We start from the raw sequence: 21,011 nt of genomic DNA on the forward strand, positions 1-21,011 counted from the left end.
CCCAATGACTGATATATACGACAATAGTTGACGTGTAATATAAATACTTCGTTGAATTAAAGTATACTAATGTTCATAATAGCTATTGTTATGACTTTTATTTTCGAAGAATTTCAACGGAAGAATACTAATGACCTTTAATAATGAAATAGAAGTTTTCATAAAAGATTTTGTAAAAGACTTAGATGAAGGAACAGCATCTATTTTCGCTGGCGCTGGACTATCTATTCCTGCTGGTTATGTAAACTGGCAAGAGCTGATGATAGAAATAGCTGAAGACTTAGGACTTAATATAAAAACTGAATCTGATCTAGTGTCATTAGCTCAATACCATGTCAATGAAAATAGAAATCGTACCAAAATTAATCGTAAAATTCTTGAAGAGTTCACAGAAGAGACAGAGGAAACAGATAATCATAGAATTATAGCAAGATTGCCTTTATCTTCTATATGGACAACAAATTATGATGAGCTGATCGAAAGCTCGTTAAAGAAAGAGAATAAAGTTGTAGATGTAAAATACAATAATAAGCAACTATTAGTGACGAAGCCTAAAAGAGATATAGTAGTCTATAAGATGCATGGTGATGTAAATCATCCAGCTGATGCAATACTAACCAAAGAGCAATATGAAGGGTATCACCAAACTCACGAGCCATTTATCAATACTTTAACTGGCGAACTAACTACAAAAACCTTTTTATTTCTAGGCTTTAGTTTTAACGACCCTAATCTAGATTATGTTTTAAGTCGTTTGAATTATAGATTTAAAGAAGATCAACGTCAGCATTATCAGTTTGTCTTAAAACATAATTTAAATGATGCTAATAATCCTGATAGAGCTACTCTAGATTATAATGTTAAAAAACAGTCTTTAATGACCAATGATTTAAGACGATATGGTATTAAGTCTCTCTTGATAGATAGTTATGAAGAAATAACAAAGATATTGAAAGAAATAGAAGATAGGTATAAAAAAAGAACAGTATTCATATCTGGTAGTGCAGAGATATATGAACCATTAGATAAAAATGATGCTTTAGGGTTTATTCACATATTATCTAAAACTTTAATTGAAAATAATTATCGAGTAGTCAACGGTTTTGGTTGGGGCGTAGGTAGTGCAGTGATTAATGGAGCATTAGAAGCGGTATATGGTAATCCCTTAAAATTTAATGAAAGTCAGTTAGTGTTAAGACCTTTTCCACAATTTGCTTCAAGTTCTCAGAATTTAGGAGAGCTTTGGGAAGAATATCGCCAAAAAATGATTTCTTTGAGTGGGATCTCAATTTTTTTATTTGGGAATAAGCAAGGTGAAAACGAAATTATCGAGGCTAATGGTGTTATTAGAGAGTTTGAGATTGCTCATCAGTTAGGTAATTTATGTATACCAATTGCTTTCACTGAAAGTGCATCAAGAACAATATATAACTCTATTTTGAAAAATCCAAAAGATTATTATGAACAACCTGATTTAGTGTTGCCGCATCTAGAGAATCTTGCTAACAATGAAGGCGATATAGAAGGAAAAGTAAAAGAAGTCATTAAAATTGTAAACAAACTAAGGAGATAGGAAATGGCTAGAAAAGTTTTTTTAAGTTTTCATTACAAACCTGATAGTTGGCGTGTATCACAAATTAAGAGTATCGGGAAAATTGAAGGTACTCCTTTACTATCCTCTAATAGTTGGGAAGAGGTAAAAAGAGGTGGTGATAATTCAGTAGAAAAGTGGATTTCTGATAATATGAAAGGCAGAAGCTGCCTAATAGTATTAATAGGAGAAAAAACCGCAAATAGAAAATGGATTAATTATGAAATAAAAAAAGCATGGAGTGAAGGCAAAGGTGTCTTAGGTATATACATACATAAACTACAAGATAGAGATAAAAATCAAGCAAACAAAGGTAAGAATCCTTTTGACGCTTTTAAAGTGAATGATAAATTAATGTCAACTATAGTAAAAAGTTATGATTCTTCTTATAGCAGTAGCCAATACGTTTATAGCGATATTCAAGAAAATATAGATGATTGGATAGAAGAAGCTATTGCTATAAGAAACAAATACTAATTCTATAACTATTAAATATCATTAGAGCCTAAATATCTAACTTCATAAATAATACTCAAGTTAACTGGAGGCGTGGTTTAGCCCTGCTAGCAGCGGTTATCCTGACAGACTAGTCAATTGCGGACGTATCGTTTTGAGACGATATCGAGGTAACAGGAACGGCTCAAACGATAATGACCGCCTTGCCTAGACTAGCAGATAATAGCGGATAGCAGGATTAGCTACTACTCACTCGCCATCAACCCTTACTAAACTTTTAACATCTAAACCATCGCCCGAACCCGCGCCATAATCCCTCGTCCAATTACCAATCTTACATAAATAATGGCGATGGCAAATAGCAATACGATTAACGCTATACTACCGATACTCAGGCTTGCCCACGGCACATTAAAGCGTAGATTAAACCATTGGGTGAGGGCAGCCCATGCGCCAACGCTGGCGATAATAATCGCAAAGGTCGCGGCACTAATTCCCAGTACCCCAAGCTCTAGTATGTTCAGCATATACAAGTCGCGTTTTTGCATCCCTAGCAGCCTAAATGAGGCGCTTTCTTGCAAGCGGTCTTGTGAGGTGGATAATAACGAGCTAATCAAGACCATGACACCAGTCAGTAAGGCGAGTAGCGTAAAGACGTAGACCAAACGGCTCATTTGCACCACAAGCTCTTGAATTTGCTGAGCGATGGCTGTTCCGTCTATCGTTGTCACTGCAGGGAATTGTCGTACCATTTTTCCTTGCAGGTCTGGAATATCATCAGCGTTTACATGGGCAGTGGCAAATTGAATCTGCGGGGCAGCAGAGAGAACCGCTGGCTCAAATAAAAAGTAGAAATAAGGACTGGGACCTTGCTCGAAACGCGAGCGGATACTGGTAATCTGCCCGACAATTTCAATCCCTTGAATATTAAAACGTACCTCATCACCCATACCGACATTCAGTAAGCTGGCAGCAGTATCCAAAATAGATAAGGGCGCAACGGTTGACGCTGTGTCTTTATTTTCAGTGTTAATGGGCGCGTAAAGCTGATTGTCTGCTACAGCATTCGTAATAAATTCAGTGTCCATTACTGTATCTGCATAGCTGAGATTAAAGACACGCGCGGGATCATCAAAGCCATCAGCAGGCTCGATATCCTGTACCGGTATATTATTAGCAGTCACTACTCGAGCGCGAATAACAGGGTAATAGCTCACTGGTGCGCCAATAATGCTATCAATCTCATCATGCTGATCGCTTTGAATATCTAACAAAAACAGATTGGGTGCATCTTCAGGATAAGCGTTAATAAACTGGGCATTGATACTGTGATTGAGTGTGGTAATGAGGGTCAGTACCGCCACCGATAATGCTAAGGTGACAAAAAATAATGCTGATTGGTTGCCCTTACGCGCAAGGTTATGAATCGCAATACGCTGCATCCAGCCGATTTTAGCGTTACTTGCGATACGTGCCAGTAACCACAGCCAGCCGCGTGCCAATAGCCAAAATATACTCACAAAGCCAATTAAACCGATTAATAACTGCGCGCCAAATAACCATCCGCCTACTTCATAAACAAAAAACACATATAGACCAGCGAGCATTAACCCATACCAAAGTAACGGCAAGCGTTTATGCCAAGGCAGGTTTTGCACAGCTGAGCTTGCACCTTGATTGAGCAAGGTAGCAGGTTTGGTAGTATTCAATGTGCTCAAACCGCGTTGGGCAATGAGTAGCGTGAGCACCAAGGCTATGACGGTGGTTTTGATGGCACTGATAGGATTAATAGCTAAGCTGACGTCAGCTGGCAAGATAGCTACAAGATAAGGCTGACCGACTTTGAGTAAGCCAAAGCTGACTAAAATCGCTGCGATACAAGCGATGATGGCAGTGATAATAAGGAGCTGATAGTAGCTGCGTTTTAGCGACTTAAGGGGCTCACCTAATGCCAAACGTATCGCATTGCTCGACTGCTGCTTGGTCACAAATGCTGTGATGACGCCATACATAGCCACTGCGGACAATAACAATACGGCAATGACCAAAAGCTTTAAAAACATCAATACATTATCAGAGATACGCGACACCGAGGTATCCGCAGATTCTGCATCAGAGAGCTCGATATCAGGATAATTGGTCAATATTTGCGTCAGTTTATCGCGCTGGGTCGCCATCAATTCTGCATTACCTGCCAGCTCAATACGGTAATTAATACGGCTACGCTGTCCCAATAGATTGGTTGCCTCTAATGCCTGCTGGGGGATCAAAATACGCCCACCAAAGCCAAAGGCGCTTAGCGGACGATCAGGCTCTTTTGTCAGCACATCACTAATGATAAATTGCGCATCACCAATAGTGATTTGGTCACCAATATCAGCGCTTAAGCTTTTGAGTATTTCTGGAGCAACCACTATATTATTGGCTGTAAGCTGCTGCCATAATGGCTGTCCTGATGCCAGCTCGACGTCACCATATAATGGATAGGATTGAGAAACCGCTTTTATGCTGGCAAGCAAAGTCTGCTCATCAGTGACGACCATCGCGCTAAACTGATAGTCAAAAACCGTTTGTGTGTCGGCAAGGGTATCAATCTGCGTTAATACTTCGCTTGGCCAATCTTGCTTACTGTTTAAGATTAAATCGCCACCGACCAAAGCACGCTGATTGTCATTGATATAGGTGTCAACTGACTGCTGGATAGAGTCAAGTGTGAGGTAGGTCGCAAGTGACAGCGTCAAAGTCAGTAAAAATAATACTGGATATATCCAGCGCTGCCACCAGCTACGGCTGAGTGCTTGCGCGCCCAATCCTTGTAAGCCTAGTTTTTGTAAACCAAGGGTACTCGTCAGTAGCTGGCGTACGATACTGCCACTAGCGTCTGACTCTTTAGCCATGCTGCCGGTATTACCAGTCGATGAGGTGTCTTCTACATTTTTATTATCCATCAAGATACAATCCGCCCATCATGCATAGTGATAACGCGATCTGCCATGTCAGCAAGTGCTGAATCATGGGTGACCACCACCAGTGCCGAGCCAGTTTTCTGACGCAAATCTAGTAATAGCTGCATCACTTGATTGGCATTTTGTTCATCTAAGTTGCCGGTAGGCTCATCAGCAAAGACAATCTTTGGGCGTGATACCAATGCGCGTGCAACTGCTGTACGCTGCTGCTCGCCACCTGATAATTGGTTTGGCAAGCTATGACGCCTATGACCCAAATCAACCGCCTCAATCAATTCATCGACACGCGCCGCATCTGGACGACGGGCGATGTCCAATGGAAAAGCAATATTTTCAGCAACGGTTAACGTTGGTAGCAGATGAAAAGACTGAAAGACAAAACCCATATCGCGCTGACGAATAACCGCTAAAGTATCTTCATTTAATCGGCTTAAGGTTTGACCTGCCAACTCAACGTCGCCGCTATCAGGATAATCTAATGCCGCTAACAAACCCAACAATGTGGATTTGCCAGAGCCAGATTTACCCATGATCACCACAAACTCGCCAGCATTAACATGAATGTTGACGTCTTTAATAATAGACAAGGACTGGTCACCAACGTGTACGGTTTTATTTAGCTTAGTGGCAGTGAGCAGCGCTGCTTGCGAAGTAGGTAATGCTAATGTCATTGTGCAGTCTCAGTAGGCGTATTGGTCACATTTGACGGATTTATTTTTTTAAGCTCAGGCTGTAATATCGGCAAAATATTGTTATTAACGATCAGCGTATAACCTTCTTTGGTCGGATGAATGGCATCGGCTTGATTGAGCTTAGGGTCGCCACCTACACCGTCTAAAAAGAACGGAATAAGTGTCACGTTCAGGTCTTTCGCTACTCTTGGATATATCGCTGCAAAAGATTTTACATAATCAGAGCCAAGGTTATCATAGATCTGCATACCACCTAAGATGACCACGCTGTCATTGTCCTGTAGCCGCTTTACGGCAGTACGAATATTGGCCTCAACCGTCGCGACATCAATACCACGAATAGCATCATTGGCACCAATGGTCAAAATAGTAACATCAGGTTTGGTCTGCAATACCCAATCCAATCGATTGACCAAGCCCGTACTGGTCTCGCCGCTCAATCCTGAATTAATGACTTTAATGTCTTTATAACCAAGTTCCTGCAAGCGCGCTTCTAGCTGAGCGGGGTAATTGGCATTATTATCGACCCCAAGCCCTTCTGTTAACGAGTCACCTAATGCCAATATGGTCAAAGGCGCTTGTTGTTCAGCAGGGTTCGTTGTAGATGTGGTTTGAGACAGTTGAGTATCAGAGGGTTGAGTGCTGTTTTGAGTACTGTCTTGAGTACCAGTATCTCTCTGAGCTTCGTTAGCATCAGGCGTTTTTTGACAACCGCTGATGGCGATTGCTACCGTCAATGCTACAACTGTGAGCAAGCGCTGCGGTAAGCGGGAAAGTCTGTTTATCATAATTCTGCTGTCCTATATGCGATGGCAATCAGTCTAGCAGAATCAGATAAGCAGCAATATGGTGCAAAAGTTAATTGATTCATGATAAAAACTAAATCTTCTTACCATCGACCATCACCGGACGGCTGACCATCCACGCAAATCCTACGTTTACCACCATCAATATCAGCATAATAAATAAGGGTAAATCCCAGCTGTCCGTTGCTTCATGTAACCAACCAGTCCCCAATGGACCAAAAAACGCAATCAAATAACCGACCGCTTGCGCCATACCCGACAGCTCACTTGATTGATTGGCGGTATAAGTACGCATCGAAAACAGCATCATACTTAAGGTAAAAATCGCTGAACAACCAATGCCCATTAGCGCCGACCACAACCATGCCAAATCAGCAGATAAATAGCTGACACCTAAAATACCAATCACATTTAAAACTGCTGCAAATACTGCCAATGCCTGAATAGGTCGTCCACGATTGACCAGCCACGTTAAGCTTAAAATCGCCACAGGTGCCATAAACTGAAATACCGAGTTCATCTGTCCTGCGCTTACCGCTGACAAGCCTTTACTAAGCCAAATCGACGGTAAAAAACTGGCAGCTGTATAAAAAAGCAACGATTGTAAGCCCATAAATATGGCAATTTGCCAAGCAAAGCTGGTACGCCACATAGAAATATCAGAGGAACCTTGCGTAGAGATAGGCACAATCTGGTCGCTCGACGAGCCTAAACGCAGTCGTAAAAACACCCAAATAACGATGGCAAACACACCCAAAATCGACCAACCGCCAAGCGCCCATTGCCAGCCTACTTGTTCAGATAATGGCAAGACCACGCCTGCGACAATCCCTGCCGACACGGTCATGGTGAGACTGAATAATCCAGTAATTAAAGGAATATGATTGGGCGTACGTTGCTTGATAACAGGCGCCGCAAGGGTATTGGCAAAACCAATCGCCAACGTCAGCAGTAATGTGCCGCCCAAAAAACCCATCCAAGTGGGAATAAGGCTGCGAACAATCATGCCCATTGTTAAGAGGCTAATCATCGAAATTAAAGTGTTTTCAAGCCCAAAACGCTTACCTATCGCTGGTGCAATAAACGCCCCAAGTGCAAAAGTCAGCATCGGCACTGCGCCAAGCCAGCCGATTTGGGTTTCGGAGATATTGAGCGCTCCTTGAACCACCGGCGCAATAGAACCTAGTGCCACAATCGGCGAGCGCATATTGGTCGCCAATAGAATCATGGCACACAACACCAGCCAAAACGTAAAGCGCGAAGAGGGCAGCTGAAACGGTGTAGGAGTATCCGTCTGAGAGGGTAAAGGCAAATCATTTTGCACATTAGGAGAGGTAGACATAGCAGCACGACTATTATTAGAATAAGAAAAAGGACACGTCATTAAACAGCGCCGAAGAGTCGTCGCTTGCAAAATAACACCAGAAAAATCTCACAAAGAAGATGAGTGAGACAAAAAAATAGAATGTCGAAATATTGGCAGAAAGCAATTCATATGAACTTGCTGCCTTAACGGGTAAGGCAATATGAATATACATAAGTAACGATATGGAGCAATAACACTGCGCCATAAAAAATAGCGCCAGCCCTTTTTTTATAAGGCTTAACGCTATTATAAGAACAAATAATGACTAAATACTACCAGCGTATGGTAACAAGCAGGGTATTTACACCGATTTGCCCAATTGAGCCGCTTTTAAAGCGTTCTCTTGTTGTTCGGCGATGAGAGAATCGCATTTATTAGGGTCATCACCACAGTATGAGCATTTCTCATTGCCCATCAATTTGGCAACACCGCCACAAGACCCTCTAAGCGGCTTTTTGTTAACCATATAACCGATACCCATAAAGATAAAAAACAGCATAAATACGGTAAAGGTGATAGCAAGCATGGGAAGCAGTTGGCTAAGCATAGAGGAAACCTCGCATTAAAAATAGGACGGTTATCTGTGTGATAATCTCTTAATAGTATAGCAAAAATTCATCTTGTCCGTTTGAGCTTCTCAGCTTACTAAAATAATTTAAAAGAGATACAGTCAGTCCTAAATAAAAGAAATACAAATGTTATAAAGCACTACTGGGGTTAATTTTTCTTGCTTGCTGTGCCCTTTTAAAAGTGAACCAACTATAGCTTCTATCAGTGTTCTTAGATTTAGCTAGATTTTTTATCAGCACGTAATACTTGCATAGCAGGTGTTTGCACCACTTGCCAATCATCGATGCTGTCTGCGGCTGCTTCTATACCCACACCATCTGCCAATACGACAAACAGTGCCGCTATGTTTTGCTCTTTGGCAACGCTCAATGCTTTTTTATAGGGCATCGCGGTCAAGGCAGTTGCCCAAGCATCAGCCAGCGCGACGGTTTCTGCTGCGACCGTTACCGATGGCGCACCACCTACAATCGGCTCTCCTGTCGTTGGGTCAATAGTATGACTGTAGTGCCTACCAGCAAAGACGACCGAATTACGATAGTTGCCAGAGGTCGCTAGATGCATACTATTACTGATATTTATTGGTTGGCGAATCACCGCCATCGTTTGCCGCTCGCTGACCGTACTACCCTCAATCGGGGCATCAATCGCAATTTTCCATGGTTGCTGTTGCGCACTGACGCCAGCGGTTGCCACCTCACCGCCAATCTCAACCATGTAGTTGCGAATTTGGTAATTATTTTTTAGCACATCAGCGATGACATCGACACCGTAGCCTTTAGCCACTGCTGAAAAATCAAGCCCGATGCCATCTTTGGCTTTATAGATGGTCTTATCTTTTTGAATGACACTGTCAAAGTCGACCAAGGCTTTGGCTTGCGCAATCTCCAATGCGGTAGGTGGGCGTTGTAAACGCTCAACGGTCATCGTGCTACCAAAGCCCCAAGTGTCTATCAATGGCATCACTGTAGGATCAAAGGCACCACCCGATAGCTCATAAACTTGTCTTGAAGCTACCAACACATGATTAAAATCTTCATCGATGGTAATAGGCTCATCTTTGCCTAATTGATTAAATTTAGAGATGGTAGAGTCCGCTTGATAAGTGGACATACTGTCATTGATATCTTGCAGGCGCTTATCGATGGCTGCTTGTATAGTCGCTTCATCAGCGCCCTTAGGCAACTGATAGCTAATATGATAGCTGGTGCCCATGGTCTCACCGCTCAGATTATTATAATCGGTCTTTTGCTGGCAAGCGCTCATCCCTAGTGCGGCGCTTATAGCGATAATAGGTAGTAGGGCGGTATTCATCGATTTGACAGAAAATGAGAGTGGTATTGATTTTTGTATGCTTGGGTTTTTCATATGAGTCATCACAACTTGATATAGCGAAGGGATAAATGAGGCGTTAGCTATTAAATAAGCTAAGCGTTGCCTATTTTACACCCCTTGTCACCCATAACGCCAATTGTCAGCTTAAAACATTTTCAGACATTGATTGCTATGTAATATATATAGCTAAAATACCTAAAAAAGCTACGGTAGAGCTGGTATGAATTTTTTGCGGTCTATGTAGGCATAGCAAGCAAGAAAAATTAATACCAGCCGTACGTGATGTAGCGATATCACATGTCACTAACTATATTTATTTAACATGCTAGATTTATTTGACTTGCGACTCACGAATGAGCTGATAAAGTTTTGGCGGTGATAGGCGATTAACCTTGGTGGCGAGCTTTTCTTTACGACCAGCAACGATAATATACTCTTCCCCTTTGGTAAGGGCTTTGACGACTTGTTTGGCAAAGCTAGTCGCAGTTAGTCCTTTATTGGTTGCCGCATCCATCGTCCCTTGTGCACTACCGTCGCCAGTCAAGGCATTAATAGAGATATTGGTTTGAATAAATCCTGGGAATATCGTTGCTACTTCTATTCCTTGTTCGTGCAGTTCAGCACGCAGACTGTTCGCCCACATATGAATAGCCGCTTTTGCCGCACCATAAGCACCGCGATATTGTGTACCGAGTAACCCTGCAACACTTGATATGATCACTATTTTGCCGCCACCTTGTTCGAGCATATCTGGCAATACCAATCTGCTCAGACGCGTCTGCGCAAAGTAATCTATCTCCATAATTTGTCGTTCGACGTCTTCAGTGGTATCCATGATAAGCGCGCGTTGACTGATACCCGCATTATTAATCAGCCAATCGATTTTTCCTGCTTGAGTTTTAGCGGTAGCGTATGCTTGTTTTGCTTGCTCAACATCAGTTATATCAAAAGGGATAACGATATGTTTTTTACTATTTTTACAGCGGCTTTTTACCAGTGCTAGGTTTTCTTCATCACGTCCACTTAGAATAATACGAGCGCCGCGTTTGGCAAAGGCAATGGTTAATGCTTCGCCGATACCGCTTGACGCGCCTGTTACCCAAATGGTCAAATCTTTATAGTTGGTTTTCATAGGAATCCTTTCCGTTTCGCCCATAAAAAAAGAGCCTCAATTGAGACTCTTAATTTAGCATATATTATTCTGTTAATTGTGGTTGCTTACGATTAAGCTTAACCACCCCAATTAACCACCAAAGTCATCAAGCATGATATTTTCATCTTCAACACCCATGCTGTGCAGCATATCGATGACCGCCGCATTCATCATCGGTGGCCCACACATGTAGTATTCACAATCTTCTGGATTTGGATGGTCTTTGAGATATTCCTCTAACAAGACATTATGGATAAAGCCTGTATAGCCATCCCAATTATCTTCTGGTAATGGATCAGACAATGCCACATGCCACTCAAAGTTAGCAAACTCTTCTTCTAGCTGATCATAATCTTCAACGTAGAACATCTCACGAATAGAACGCGCGCCATACCAGAAACTAATCTTACGATCAGAGTTGAGGCGTTTGAGCTGATCGAAAATGTGTGAGCGCATCGGTGCCATACCAGCACCACCACCGACAAATATCATCTCGGCTTCAGTCTTTTTGGCGAAGAACTCACCATAAGGACCAGATACTGTGACTTTATCGCCAGGTTTTAGGCTAAAGGTCCAAGAAGACATTTTGCCCGGTGGAATACCATCAGGACCGCGCGGCGGTGGACTGGCGATACGAATGTTAAATTTGATTAAACCTTTTTCATCCGGATAGTTAGCCATCGAGTAAGCTCGGATAACAGGCTCATCAACTTTTGAGACGTATTTAAAGATGCCAAAGTTATTCCAATCGTCTTGATACTCTTCAGCAATATCAAAGTCTTTATAATGCACTTCATGCGGTGGCGCTTCTAACTGTACATAACCACCAGCACGGAAGTTCACTTCTTCGCCATCTGGAATCTTCAGTACCAATTCTTTAATAAAGGTCGCAACGTTATCATTAGAAATAACTTCACATTCCCACTTTTGCACATCAAAGAATTCAGGATCGATCTCAATTTTCATATCTTGCTTAACAGCTACCTGACAGGCAAGACGCATATGATTGCGAATCTCACCTTGGGTAAAGTAACCTTCTTCAGTAGGCAGAATAGATCCGCCTCCCTCAATCACGCGGCAACGACACTGCGCACAAGTACCGCCGCCACCACAAGCTGAAGATAAGAAAATACCTTCGCTTGCCAATGTTTGTAGCAGTTTGCCGCCTGCAGGTGTTACAACGTCATTCTCGGGATTATCATTAATATGGATAGTAACATCGCCTGAACTGACCAGTCGTGAGCGCGCTGCCAAAATAATGGCAACGAGACCCATGATGATCAAGGTAAACATAGCAACGCCACCAATCGCCGTAGCGTAATCCATGGTAGGTATCCTTAATCTATGGAGTAGGGGAGCGAAAAGACGTCATTGCGTTTTCTCTGAACCCCTACCGAATAAATGAATTAAATAGGTCAAATCGCTAAATAAGCTTTTAAGCTCAGCGGTTTAAATTGACATACCGCCAAACGACATAAAGCCAAGTGACATCAGACCAACCGTGATAAACGTAATACCAAGACCGCGCAGCGGCGCTGGAATGTCTGAGTATTTCAATTTTTCACGAATACCTGCCAATGCGGTAATCGCCAGTGCCCAACCAAAGCCTGCGCCGACACCGTACACCACTGATTCACCAAAGTTATAGTCACGTTCTACCATGAACAGTACGCCACCTAAGATGGCACAGTTAACGGTAATAAGCGGTAAGAACACACCGAGTGCGTTATACAGACTTGGGACGAACTTATCCAAGAACATCTCTAGAATCTGTACAGTGGCAGCAATCAAACCGATATAACTGAGTAAGCCTAAGAAGCTTAAGTCGATATCAGGGAAACCTGCCCATGCCAGCGCACCATCTTTTAGGATGAACTGGAACAGTAGGTTATTTAGCGGTACGGTAATGGCCATCACGACAACCACTGCTACCCCAAGACCGATAGCGGTTGAAACCTTTTTTGATACGGCTAAAAAGGTACACATGCCTAAGAAGTAGGCCAGCGCCATATTCTCGATAAAGACCGAGGTTATAAATAAACTGACATAATGTCCCATTAGTGACCGCCCCCTTGAGCCATGCCTTTAGATTGCGGCTTCATTACAAATTCAGCGTCTTCGACCTGATCAGGTTTCCATGTACGGATAATCACGATAAACAGGGCGATAATGAAGAATGCTGACGGTGGTAGTAGCAATAAACCATTTGGTACATACCAGCCACCATCGGTCGCAGTTTGTAGGATAGTGATACCAAACCAGCTGCCTGCACCCAAGATTTCACGAATACTTGCGACAAATAGTAGTACGGCTGAATAACCCAAACCGTTACCGATACCATCCAAGAAACTTGGAATAGGCGGATTGCTCATGGCAAATGCTTCAGCACGTCCCATGACGATACAGTTGGTGATAATCAAACCAACAAATACCGACAAGCCTTTACTCACATCATAAGCGACCGCTTTTAGTATCTGATCGACCAAGATAACCAATGAAGCAATAATCGTCATCTGCACGATAATACGAATACTCGATGGGATTTGCTTACGGATGATAGAGATAAAAAAGCTTGAAAATGCTGTGACCAAAGTCAATGCCACGCTCATCACCAGTGCATTTGCTACACTGGTCGTTACCGCCAGTGCCGAACAGATACCTAATATCTGTAGAGCAATCGGGTTATTATCAAAAATGGGCGAGGTTAAAATACTTTTTGTATCAGCCATGTTATGCCTCCTTGCCGTGTGCTGCTGGTATCACTGCTACCAGTTCGGTTACAGAATGCGCCTGCTGTTGATGTAAGTTTTGACCCAGTTTTTTATACGGGCTTTGACTTGCTTTTACTTCAGCGTCTACCAGTGTTTTACCACTCTCTTTACGCAGCTGGTCTAAGTATGGCTTATAGCCTTGCTCACCCAACCAAAACTGGATCATGTTACTGACGCCGCGACTGGTCAAAGTTGCACCACTAATACCGTCAACCCAGTTCTCTTTTGGATTACCAGCTTTGGTCACGCCAGTAGCAACGGCACCTTTGTCATCATAAGAGTGAATGCCGCTCCACATCGCACGCCATTCTGGCTCTTCGATACGAGCGCCTAGACCTGGAGTTTCTTTATGGTCATAGAAACTGATACCTTTGATGGTATTCATGTCGCTTTCAAGGGTTAAGAAACCATAGATAGTACCCCAAAGACCGTAGCCTTGGATCGGTAGTACCACTATTTCAGGTTGTCCAGCGTCGTCATTTTTGACATAAACTTTGGCATATTTAGGCTTACGACCGATACCGGCAGGATCATTACCACCCAAATCTTCACTCAGTGCTTTATTCTTAGTTGCTTGGCTGGCGTCATAAGCATTACGGTCAGGGATGCCAGCAGCGGTCAGCGCGTCATCATCAAGGTAGTTGCCTTTATTTAGGTCAACGATTTTTACCTCAAAATCTTTAAAGCGTTCCGCCACATCTTCATTGGTATCGGACGCCGGATCAAACATACCAGCGGCAACCAAGATGTTTTTATTACGGTCTAAGCGCGCGTTTTCTACTTGCGCAGGCTTTAGACCCACAGCCGCAGCTGAGACCAATACAGAACACACCAAGCATAGCGTCAACGCCACACTGATGGTTTTTGCGTTATTACTTTTGGGCTTGGACATAGCGAACCCTCCGAGCAGTTTGGCGTTTGATATTTGCTTGAGTGACAAAATAGTCAAACAGTGGCGCAAATAAGTTAGCAAATAAAATGGCTAGCATGATGCCTTCTGGGAAAGCTGGATTAATGACACGAATCAATACGGTCATAAAACCAATCAAGATACCGTAAGCCCAGCGCCCTTTATTGGTATGCGCAGCAGATACTGGATCAGTTGCCATAAACACGGCACCAAAAGCAAAACCACCGATCACTAAGTGCCAGTAAAACGGCAAGCTCATCATCATATTGTCTTCAGAGCCAATCATATTAAACACAAGAGATGTGGCAATCAGACCAACCACACAACCTGCCATGATGCGCCATGAGGCAATGCGCGTCCAAAGTAGGACAGCAGCACCCATTAAGATAGCTAGCGTCGATACTTCACCGATACTGCCTTGCATGTTGCCTAAAAACGCATCACTCCACGTGATGGCATTGCCATAAACATCGACAAAATCTTGTGGGACAACCCCAAGGGCAGCAAGACCAAGTGGCGTTGCACCTGAGAAACCATCAACGGCGGTCCATACTGAGTCGCCTGACATATAAGCCGGATAAGCAAAGTATAAGAACGCACGACCCGATAGAGCAGGGTTAAGAAAGTTTTTACCCGTACCACCGAATACCTCTTTTGCCACGACCACACCAAAGATAATACCTAAGGCAACTTGCCATAATGGGATATCGGGTGGCAGACATAATGCAAACAGTACAGAGGTAACAAAGAAGCCTTCGTTGACTTCATGACCACGGACGACGGCGAAGATAATCTCACAGAGAATACCAACCCCAAAGGTCACAAGGTAAATCGGTAAGAACTGCATAGCACCGTAGACGAAACTTGCCCAGATACTGTCTGGGTTGTAGCCTGCCATACTGGTGATAATGGTGCGCCAGCCTTCAGGCTGTAAGCCGAGGGTTGCAATCGCAGTCAATGCTTGATGACCGATATTGTACATACCCCAAAACATTGCTGGGAAGGTACATAACCAGACGGTAATCATAATACGCTTAAGGTCAATACCGTCGCGTACATGTGATGAGGCGTATGTCGTTGAGCTTGGTTGACGCAAAAAAGTATCAAACATCTCAAAGATAGCGTAGTATTTTGTGTGTTTGCCACCCTTGGTGAAAGACGGCTCCATACGATCGAACATATTGTGTAAAAATTTCATCGTGGTTAGCCCTCCAGCTCAATGCGCGTTAAGTTATCACGCAAAATATCGCCGAATTCATATTTGCCAGGAGATACGAAGGTGCATAATGCTAAATCTTCTTCGTCCAATTCAAGTACACCCAAATCTACAGCCGTGATAATGTCTTCGACAATCAAAGCACGCAATAGCTGGGTTGGCAGATAGTCTTGTGGCATGACTTCTTCATAGACACCGATTGGCACCATCGCTCTAGGTGAGCCATTGCTCGTGGTGGTGAAGTTATACTTTTTGCCACCAAAAAACTGCGAAATATAGATAGGCAGTTTAGAGAAGCGGTTTGCCCCTGGCGTAAAGAAGTGGAACGCTGGACGCTCACGACCTTCTGCTAGCACACTGACTTGATTATCAAAGCGACCAAGATAGGCAATATTGCCAAATACTTGACGCCCAGACAGCACTGAACCTGAAATCACACGGTTCTCGCCAGCTGTCAAATTACCTTTGGTCAAGGCAGCAATATCCGCACCGCGTTCGGTGGCGATAATATGAGGATTGCTAACAGCAGGACCAGCTAAGCTCAACAGGCGACGCGTATATAAACGCCCGCTAGTAAATAGCTTGCCAATCGCAATCACATCTTGATAACCAATTGTCCAAACGCTTGTACCACGCATGATAGGGTGCAAGAAATGAATGTGCGTGCCTGCAAGACCAGCAGGATGTTTGCCCGCAAAGCTATGATACTCAGTGACATTATTAGCTGCAGTTTTTGCAACTGGTGTCAACTGACTATTGCCATGGTGGCAGACAAAGGTCTTTGGGCTCAAAGTGGATAATACAGCAAGACCGTCGTTGAACGCCTGCAGTTGCTCATTGATCAGCAACATCGGGTCAAATGCCAATGGATTGGTATCCATGGCTGTGACGAAGATAGCATGAGGACGCGCACCGATTTCAGGAGCACGGCTAAAGGGGCGCGTACGGAACGCCGTCCATTCACCAGAGGCAAGCAGTTGGGTTTCAACGACTTCAGAATCTAGGTCAGCAAGTTGCTGGGAGTCGTAGCGCTGAAATTCTACTTCCGCACCATTTGGGTCGACCGCAATTACAAGACTTTCAAACACACGACGTTCACCGCGTTTAATGGCGATGACTTTACCAGCAGCAGGCGCAGTGTAGATAACGCCAGCCCGTTTTTTGTCTTCAAAAACGGGTTGACCTTTTGCTACGATATCGCCTTCTTTGACATTCATCGTCGGCTTCATACCAACGTAATCATAGCCAATAAGTGCCACATGGGCGGGTCTGTGCTCAGATATCTCGCGGGAGGGTTCACCAGTGATGGGTAAATCCAAACCTTTCTTGATGGTAATCATAAGCGAAAACTTAGTCCATAGTCTAAAACGATACCAGACGTCCTGTGTGGTATATCGGCAGCATGAATGGTAACGCCATCACTAAAATAACCAAATCATATCTTATAAAAAGACAGCGATAAGGTTTTTAATAATGACACTTCATGACTACTAGTAAGAGTATTAACGCTGACCTTAGACTCCTTAACAACACGTTAATGTCTTATTCGAATGACCAAAGTGGCGACTGGCTACCAAGGTGTATACTAAAACACTGCAATCTAATTCTCATCTCTTAAAGAAATGGTGTTAGACAAAATACGGTTTTACCATACGATTTATTAAAATCTTAAAATCCATACTATTTGTGAGATTTAAGCAGCACCACCCATTTGCTTAAATACAAATGAGAGATAAATGACTTATGATAGTGAGTAGAAGCTATCTAAGCGCTATTGAATAACCTATGATTATAGGATAAATATTAGGACTGAGTAACAGCCGTTGCTAAGCGAAACGTTTAATAGCGTATCAATACCGCATTATCATCTATCTTGCAATGATCGAAACCATCTATAGGTAGCAGACGATCTGGCTTTATCGCACAAATACAAATTTACCTAGGATTATACGCTAAACTGACCTAAAATTGCCAGTTGGTAATCGAATTTACCCAATATTGCTAGTAATCCTTTGTGCTAAAACTTATGGTTATGACTGTCTGTTTTCTGCTGTAATAGAGAGAAAACTTTAGTTGATTTTATGACTAGAGTACCTACATCATTTTTGAATCACTATCAGGCTTATACATCTTTGGTGGTGAATTGACTTTATTGTGACCTGCTTAAATTGGCAGTTCTAGACATTTTATATTAAGTTTGTGTTTAAATGGCTCTTGTAAGCTAACCTACCTCCAAGTTTTGATTATTAATATCGTTTTATAAGGAATCCTATATGTGCGCTGTCCCTGTGATTATCCCTGCTATCGATCTCAAAGATGGTAAGTGTGTGCGCTTAAAACAAGGTCGTATGGAAGATGATACGGTATTTTCTGATGACCCTGTGGCGATGGCGGCACGTTGGGTAAAAGAAGGCGCGCGCCGTCTGCATTTGGTCGATCTAAATGGCGCATTTGATGGGATTCCAGTGCATAAGCAAGTGGTGCATGACATTGCAAAAGCTTTTCCCAAACTGCCAATTCAATTGGGCGGTGGTGTGCGCAATATGCAAACTATTGAGCAGTATATTACTGCTGGTCTGACCTATATTATTATCGGTACCAAAGCGGTTGAAGATCCGGATTTTGTTGCTGAGGCGTGCCGTGAGTTTGCTGGACACATTATCGTTGGTATCGATGCCAAAGATGGCATGGTCGCAACCCATGGTTGGGCAAACGTGACTGACACCAAAGCCACTGAACTTGCCAAACGTTTTGCTGATGTTGGCGTGTCTTCTATCGTCTATACCGATATCGCCCGTGATGGCATGATGCAAGGCGTTAATGTCGAGCAAACCGTTAATTTAGCACGTGAAGGTGGCTTACCAGTGATTGCATCAGGCGGCGTCACCGATATGAAAGATATTGAGTTATTAAAACCTTATGGTGATTGCATTGAAGGTATCATTACTGGTCGTGCTATTTATGAGGGCACGTTAGATTTGGGCGAGGCACAACTTTATTTGGACGGTAAATAATATTTGAAAAATATGCTTATCAGATTTTGAATAGATAAGGCGTAATCAAGGATGCTTATGGCCACTTATTTTGACTGCATTACATCACGCAAGTGCCAAAAAATGTGGAGTCAATGGCTGTTGCCATTAAGCATCCTATTAAGTTTACCAGCTTATGCCGCTCAAGAAAGCGAAACTGTTAATCCTACTGTATTAGACAATAATACTGCCAAGCCTGCGCTTGATAGCAACGCATTACCTAATGCGGCTAATGACATTAATAGCACACCTCTTCCTAGTAATACTCTTGAAAGTGGCACTTTGCCGGCTCAAGCGCCAGCTGTACCACCTCCGCTAACCCCTATTTCAATTGAACCTGCACCTCCTATCGATGGCGAGAGCAGTAATAACACTCAAATTGAAACCGCTCAAACTGTGCAACATGATAATGACATCCGCCAACGTATCAGTGGGATATTCTCAGAAATTGAAGGTTTACAAGCAATTAATGTTGGTGTCACTCAAGGCGTTGTTACTCTAACCGGTGAAACACCCAACGAGAAAAAAGCCCAACAAGCCATTAATCTTACCAATCGTTTGACAGATGTTGTCACAGTTGAAGATAAGATTAACCGAACGCTTGATGTTCAGGATAATGTCACGACGGTTTATCAAAGCATCAAAGCTCAAGCCAAAAACCTTATCAAAGCTGTGCCGTTATTATTGGTCGGAATTATTTTATTTGCTTTAGTAACTTGGTTTGGTAGTTGGTTGTCCAATCGGCAAAAAATGTGGCAGCGCTTAACGCCCAATCCTTTTGTCGCAGAATTATTGTCGCAGACCGTCAAAGTCATCTTTATTATTTTGGGGCTTATATTAGCGTTAAGCCTGATCGGCGCGGAGACGATTTTGGGAACGCTACTTGGCGGCGCTGGAGTCATCGGTATTGCCGTTGGTTTCGCGGTTAAGGATACTATTGAAAATTATATTGCCTCTTTAATGCTCAGTATTCGCCAGCCATTTCGCGCCCGCGATCATATTTTGATTAATGCTCAAGAGGGAATAGTGGTGCGCCTGACGTCGCGCGCGACTATTTTAATGACGTTAGATGGCAATCAATTACGTATTCCCAATGCCGAAGTCTTTAAAGCCACGATTTTAAATTACACCAAAAATCCTGAGCGCCGCTTCACTTTTGAATTAGGCGTTGATGCCAATGACGATCCGCTTGCTGCCATCAAAGTGGGTATCGATGCGATTGCTCAATTGGGTTTTGCCTTAGATAAGCCAAAAGTCACCGCGATTATCAAGGAGGTAGGCGACTCAAACATTATTTTGCAGTTCCAAGTATGGGTCAATCAATCAGAAGCTGATTTTTCCAAAGCCCGCAGTATAGCTATTCGCGAGACCAAGCATGCTTTAGAAGATGAAGGTTTTAGCTTACCTGAGCCCATTTATCAGTTACGCTTTAACCATAAACTAGAACAAGCGTTTGAGTATTTCCAAAGCAGTCGAAATGGTGGTAAGTCTCAAGAAGACATAACAGTAACGCCTATCATCGTTAAGCCTTCTAATGATTCTAAAATAGCTAATGACGCTCAAGCGGCTGAAACTACGATTGAAGATAAAGATAAGCAACAAGCAAAGGCGCGGGCGAAGCATATCTTGCAAGGTCGGAATGCCGATCAAGTGCTTGATGCGCGCCCTGACGAAAAGCTAATGGAAAAGGTTGAACAGGAAATTGCCGAAAATTCAGATGAAACTGATTTATTAAGTAATAGTAGCCCGCAAGAGTAGCGTTGAATACCAACTATAAAAATCGGCATAGAAAATGCAGCGAAATGTTTATCTACATTTTATCGAACTAGACGAGACATTTTTATGCAAATGAAACATCTGATTATATTCGCGGTCGTTGGTATGGTTGTGTTATTGGGTTTTAATGTCATGAATGGCAGTCAACGTGAACAAAACCGAGAAGTTATAGCAGCGAGTAGTGAGGCAGCTGTATCTGAAAATAATGGTTCTGATACGAGAAATGCTAATGCCAGCGATACATCAGATATCGCAAGCAAGCCCTTAGGTCAGCAGCCGAAAGCCATTCTAGATGATGCTACTACCAAGATCGATCAGGCACAGCAAGCAGATGCTGCGCGCTTAGAGCAAATGAGTCCTGCGGAGCAGTGATA

At 43.0% G+C, this 21,011-nt stretch carries 18 protein-coding genes; 5 read left to right on the forward strand and 13 right to left on the reverse strand.

Annotation, left to right across the window (positions count from 1 at the left end):
- The first annotated feature begins 130 nt into the window (after positions 1-130).
- Entirely contained in the window at positions 131-1,573 is a 1,443-nt protein-coding gene (locus VLA57_RS07865; RefSeq protein WP_333954779.1) for an SIR2 family protein, read from the forward strand.
- 3 nt (positions 1,574-1,576) lie between these two features.
- A complete protein-coding gene (locus VLA57_RS07870; RefSeq protein WP_333954780.1) occupies positions 1,577-2,068 on the forward strand; it encodes a TIR domain-containing protein in 492 nt (163 codons plus the stop codon).
- Between the two features lie 263 nt (positions 2,069-2,331).
- Here the strand turns inward: VLA57_RS07870 and VLA57_RS07875 are convergent, their stop codons facing one another.
- The 13 genes from VLA57_RS07875 to VLA57_RS07935 form a co-directional block, all read right to left on the reverse strand.
- Complete coding sequence (locus tag VLA57_RS07875; RefSeq protein WP_333954781.1) at positions 2,332-4,995, reverse strand: ABC transporter permease; 2,664 nt, start codon at positions 4,993-4,995, stop codon at positions 2,332-2,334.
- The gene (locus tag VLA57_RS07880; RefSeq protein ID WP_333954782.1) at positions 4,995-5,684 is read right to left on the reverse strand and encodes an ABC transporter ATP-binding protein; all 690 of its coding nucleotides are present in this window, start codon (positions 5,682-5,684) and stop codon (positions 4,995-4,997) included. The genes VLA57_RS07875 and VLA57_RS07880 overlap by 1 nt, the downstream gene beginning before the upstream one ends.
- Entirely contained in the window at positions 5,681-6,493 is an 813-nt protein-coding gene (locus VLA57_RS07885; RefSeq protein WP_333954783.1) for an arylesterase, read from the reverse strand. The genes VLA57_RS07880 and VLA57_RS07885 overlap by 4 nt, the downstream gene beginning before the upstream one ends.
- A gap of 91 nt (positions 6,494-6,584) precedes the next feature.
- Positions 6,585-7,895 carry an MFS transporter gene (locus tag VLA57_RS07890; RefSeq protein WP_442968866.1) on the reverse strand — a complete coding sequence of 437 codons (1,311 nt, stop codon included), beginning with the start codon at positions 7,893-7,895 and terminating at the stop codon, positions 6,585-6,587.
- A gap of 283 nt (positions 7,896-8,178) precedes the next feature.
- Entirely contained in the window at positions 8,179-8,424 is a 246-nt protein-coding gene (gene nqrM / locus VLA57_RS07895; protein ID WP_011514732.1) for a (Na+)-NQR maturation NqrM, read from the reverse strand.
- A 239-nt stretch (positions 8,425-8,663) separates the two neighbouring features.
- Positions 8,664-9,812, reverse strand: a complete 1,149-nt coding sequence (locus VLA57_RS07900; RefSeq protein WP_333954785.1) for an FAD:protein FMN transferase — start codon at positions 9,810-9,812, stop codon at positions 8,664-8,666.
- Positions 9,813-10,110: 298 nt separating this feature from the next.
- Positions 10,111-10,911: an SDR family NAD(P)-dependent oxidoreductase gene (locus tag VLA57_RS07905; RefSeq protein WP_333954786.1), complete on the reverse strand. Its 801-nt coding sequence runs from the start codon at positions 10,909-10,911 to the stop codon at positions 10,111-10,113.
- A gap of 111 nt (positions 10,912-11,022) precedes the next feature.
- On the reverse strand, positions 11,023-12,258 hold the full coding sequence (gene nqrF / locus VLA57_RS07910) for an NADH:ubiquinone reductase (Na(+)-transporting) subunit F (protein WP_011514729.1): 1,236 nt from the start codon (positions 12,256-12,258) through the stop codon (positions 11,023-11,025).
- 123 nt (positions 12,259-12,381) lie between these two features.
- Entirely contained in the window at positions 12,382-12,990 is a 609-nt protein-coding gene (gene nqrE, locus VLA57_RS07915; protein WP_011281361.1) for an NADH:ubiquinone reductase (Na(+)-transporting) subunit E, read from the reverse strand.
- Positions 12,990-13,661: an NADH:ubiquinone reductase (Na(+)-transporting) subunit D gene (locus tag VLA57_RS07920; protein ID WP_011514728.1), complete on the reverse strand. Its 672-nt coding sequence runs from the start codon at positions 13,659-13,661 to the stop codon at positions 12,990-12,992. Before VLA57_RS07920 ends, nqrE begins: the two co-directional genes overlap by 1 nt.
- A gap of 1 nt (position 13,662) precedes the next feature.
- Positions 13,663-14,595, reverse strand: coding sequence for a Na(+)-translocating NADH-quinone reductase subunit C (locus tag VLA57_RS07925; RefSeq protein ID WP_181209242.1), 933 nt, complete (start codon positions 14,593-14,595; stop codon positions 13,663-13,665).
- Positions 14,576-15,811 (reverse strand): NADH:ubiquinone reductase (Na(+)-transporting) subunit B, encoded by a 1,236-nt coding sequence (locus VLA57_RS07930; RefSeq protein WP_011514726.1) that lies wholly within the window; start codon positions 15,809-15,811, stop codon positions 14,576-14,578. Before VLA57_RS07930 ends, VLA57_RS07925 begins: the two co-directional genes overlap by 20 nt.
- Positions 15,812-15,816: 5 nt before the next feature.
- Complete coding sequence (locus VLA57_RS07935) at positions 15,817-17,169, reverse strand: Na(+)-translocating NADH-quinone reductase subunit A (RefSeq protein ID WP_011514725.1); 1,353 nt, start codon at positions 17,167-17,169, stop codon at positions 15,817-15,819.
- Between the two features lie 933 nt (positions 17,170-18,102).
- On the opposite strand from VLA57_RS07935, the gene hisA reads away from it, so the two are divergent.
- From hisA to VLA57_RS07950, 3 genes are all read left to right on the forward strand, one after another.
- A complete protein-coding gene (gene hisA / locus VLA57_RS07940) occupies positions 18,103-18,843 on the forward strand; it encodes a 1-(5-phosphoribosyl)-5-[(5-phosphoribosylamino)methylideneamino]imidazole-4-carboxamide isomerase (RefSeq protein WP_011514724.1) in 741 nt (246 codons plus the stop codon).
- Between the two features lie 57 nt (positions 18,844-18,900).
- Complete coding sequence (locus tag VLA57_RS07945; RefSeq protein WP_333954787.1) at positions 18,901-20,619, forward strand: mechanosensitive ion channel family protein; 1,719 nt, start codon at positions 18,901-18,903, stop codon at positions 20,617-20,619.
- 84 nt (positions 20,620-20,703) lie between these two features.
- Positions 20,704-21,009: a hypothetical protein gene (locus VLA57_RS07950; protein ID WP_133104063.1), complete on the forward strand. Its 306-nt coding sequence runs from the start codon at positions 20,704-20,706 to the stop codon at positions 21,007-21,009.
- Positions 21,010-21,011: the final 2 nt, after the last annotated feature.

It is taken from the genome of Psychrobacter sp. S4(2024), from assembly GCF_036861305.1.
Lineage (GTDB): Bacteria > Pseudomonadota > Gammaproteobacteria > Pseudomonadales > Moraxellaceae > Psychrobacter > Psychrobacter cryohalolentis.

Bases quoted from the DNA above. Each gene is read 5' to 3' on its own strand.
- VLA57_RS07865 (WP_333954779.1), top strand. From the start codon at position 131: ATGACCTTTAATAATGAAATAGAAGTTTTCATAAAAGATTTTGTAAAA.
- VLA57_RS07870 (WP_333954780.1), top strand. From the start codon at position 1,577: ATGGCTAGAAAAGTTTTTTTAAGTTTTCATTACAAACCTGATAGTTGG.
- VLA57_RS07875 (WP_333954781.1), bottom strand. From the start codon at position 4,995: ATGGATAATAAAAATGTAGAAGACACCTCATCGACTGGTAATACCGGC.
- VLA57_RS07880 (WP_333954782.1), bottom strand. From the start codon at position 5,684: ATGACATTAGCATTACCTACTTCGCAAGCAGCGCTGCTCACTGCCACT.
- VLA57_RS07885 (WP_333954783.1), bottom strand. From the start codon at position 6,493: ATGATAAACAGACTTTCCCGCTTACCGCAGCGCTTGCTCACAGTTGTA.
- VLA57_RS07890 (WP_442968866.1), bottom strand. From the start codon at position 7,895: ATGACGTGTCCTTTTTCTTATTCTAATAATAGTCGTGCTGCTATGTCT.
- nqrM (WP_011514732.1), bottom strand. From the start codon at position 8,424: ATGCTTAGCCAACTGCTTCCCATGCTTGCTATCACCTTTACCGTATTT.
- VLA57_RS07900 (WP_333954785.1), bottom strand. From the start codon at position 9,812: ATGAAAAACCCAAGCATACAAAAATCAATACCACTCTCATTTTCTGTC.
- VLA57_RS07905 (WP_333954786.1), bottom strand. From the start codon at position 10,911: ATGAAAACCAACTATAAAGATTTGACCATTTGGGTAACAGGCGCGTCA.
- nqrF (WP_011514729.1), bottom strand. From the start codon at position 12,258: ATGGATTACGCTACGGCGATTGGTGGCGTTGCTATGTTTACCTTGATC.
- nqrE (WP_011281361.1), bottom strand. From the start codon at position 12,990: ATGGGACATTATGTCAGTTTATTTATAACCTCGGTCTTTATCGAGAAT.
- VLA57_RS07920 (WP_011514728.1), bottom strand. From the start codon at position 13,661: ATGGCTGATACAAAAAGTATTTTAACCTCGCCCATTTTTGATAATAAC.
- VLA57_RS07925 (WP_181209242.1), bottom strand. From the start codon at position 14,595: ATGTCCAAGCCCAAAAGTAATAACGCAAAAACCATCAGTGTGGCGTTG.
- VLA57_RS07930 (WP_011514726.1), bottom strand. From the start codon at position 15,811: ATGAAATTTTTACACAATATGTTCGATCGTATGGAGCCGTCTTTCACC.
- VLA57_RS07935 (WP_011514725.1), bottom strand. From the start codon at position 17,169: ATGATTACCATCAAGAAAGGTTTGGATTTACCCATCACTGGTGAACCC.
- hisA (WP_011514724.1), top strand. From the start codon at position 18,103: ATGTGCGCTGTCCCTGTGATTATCCCTGCTATCGATCTCAAAGATGGT.
- VLA57_RS07945 (WP_333954787.1), top strand. From the start codon at position 18,901: ATGGCCACTTATTTTGACTGCATTACATCACGCAAGTGCCAAAAAATG.
- VLA57_RS07950 (WP_133104063.1), top strand. From the start codon at position 20,704: ATGCAAATGAAACATCTGATTATATTCGCGGTCGTTGGTATGGTTGTG.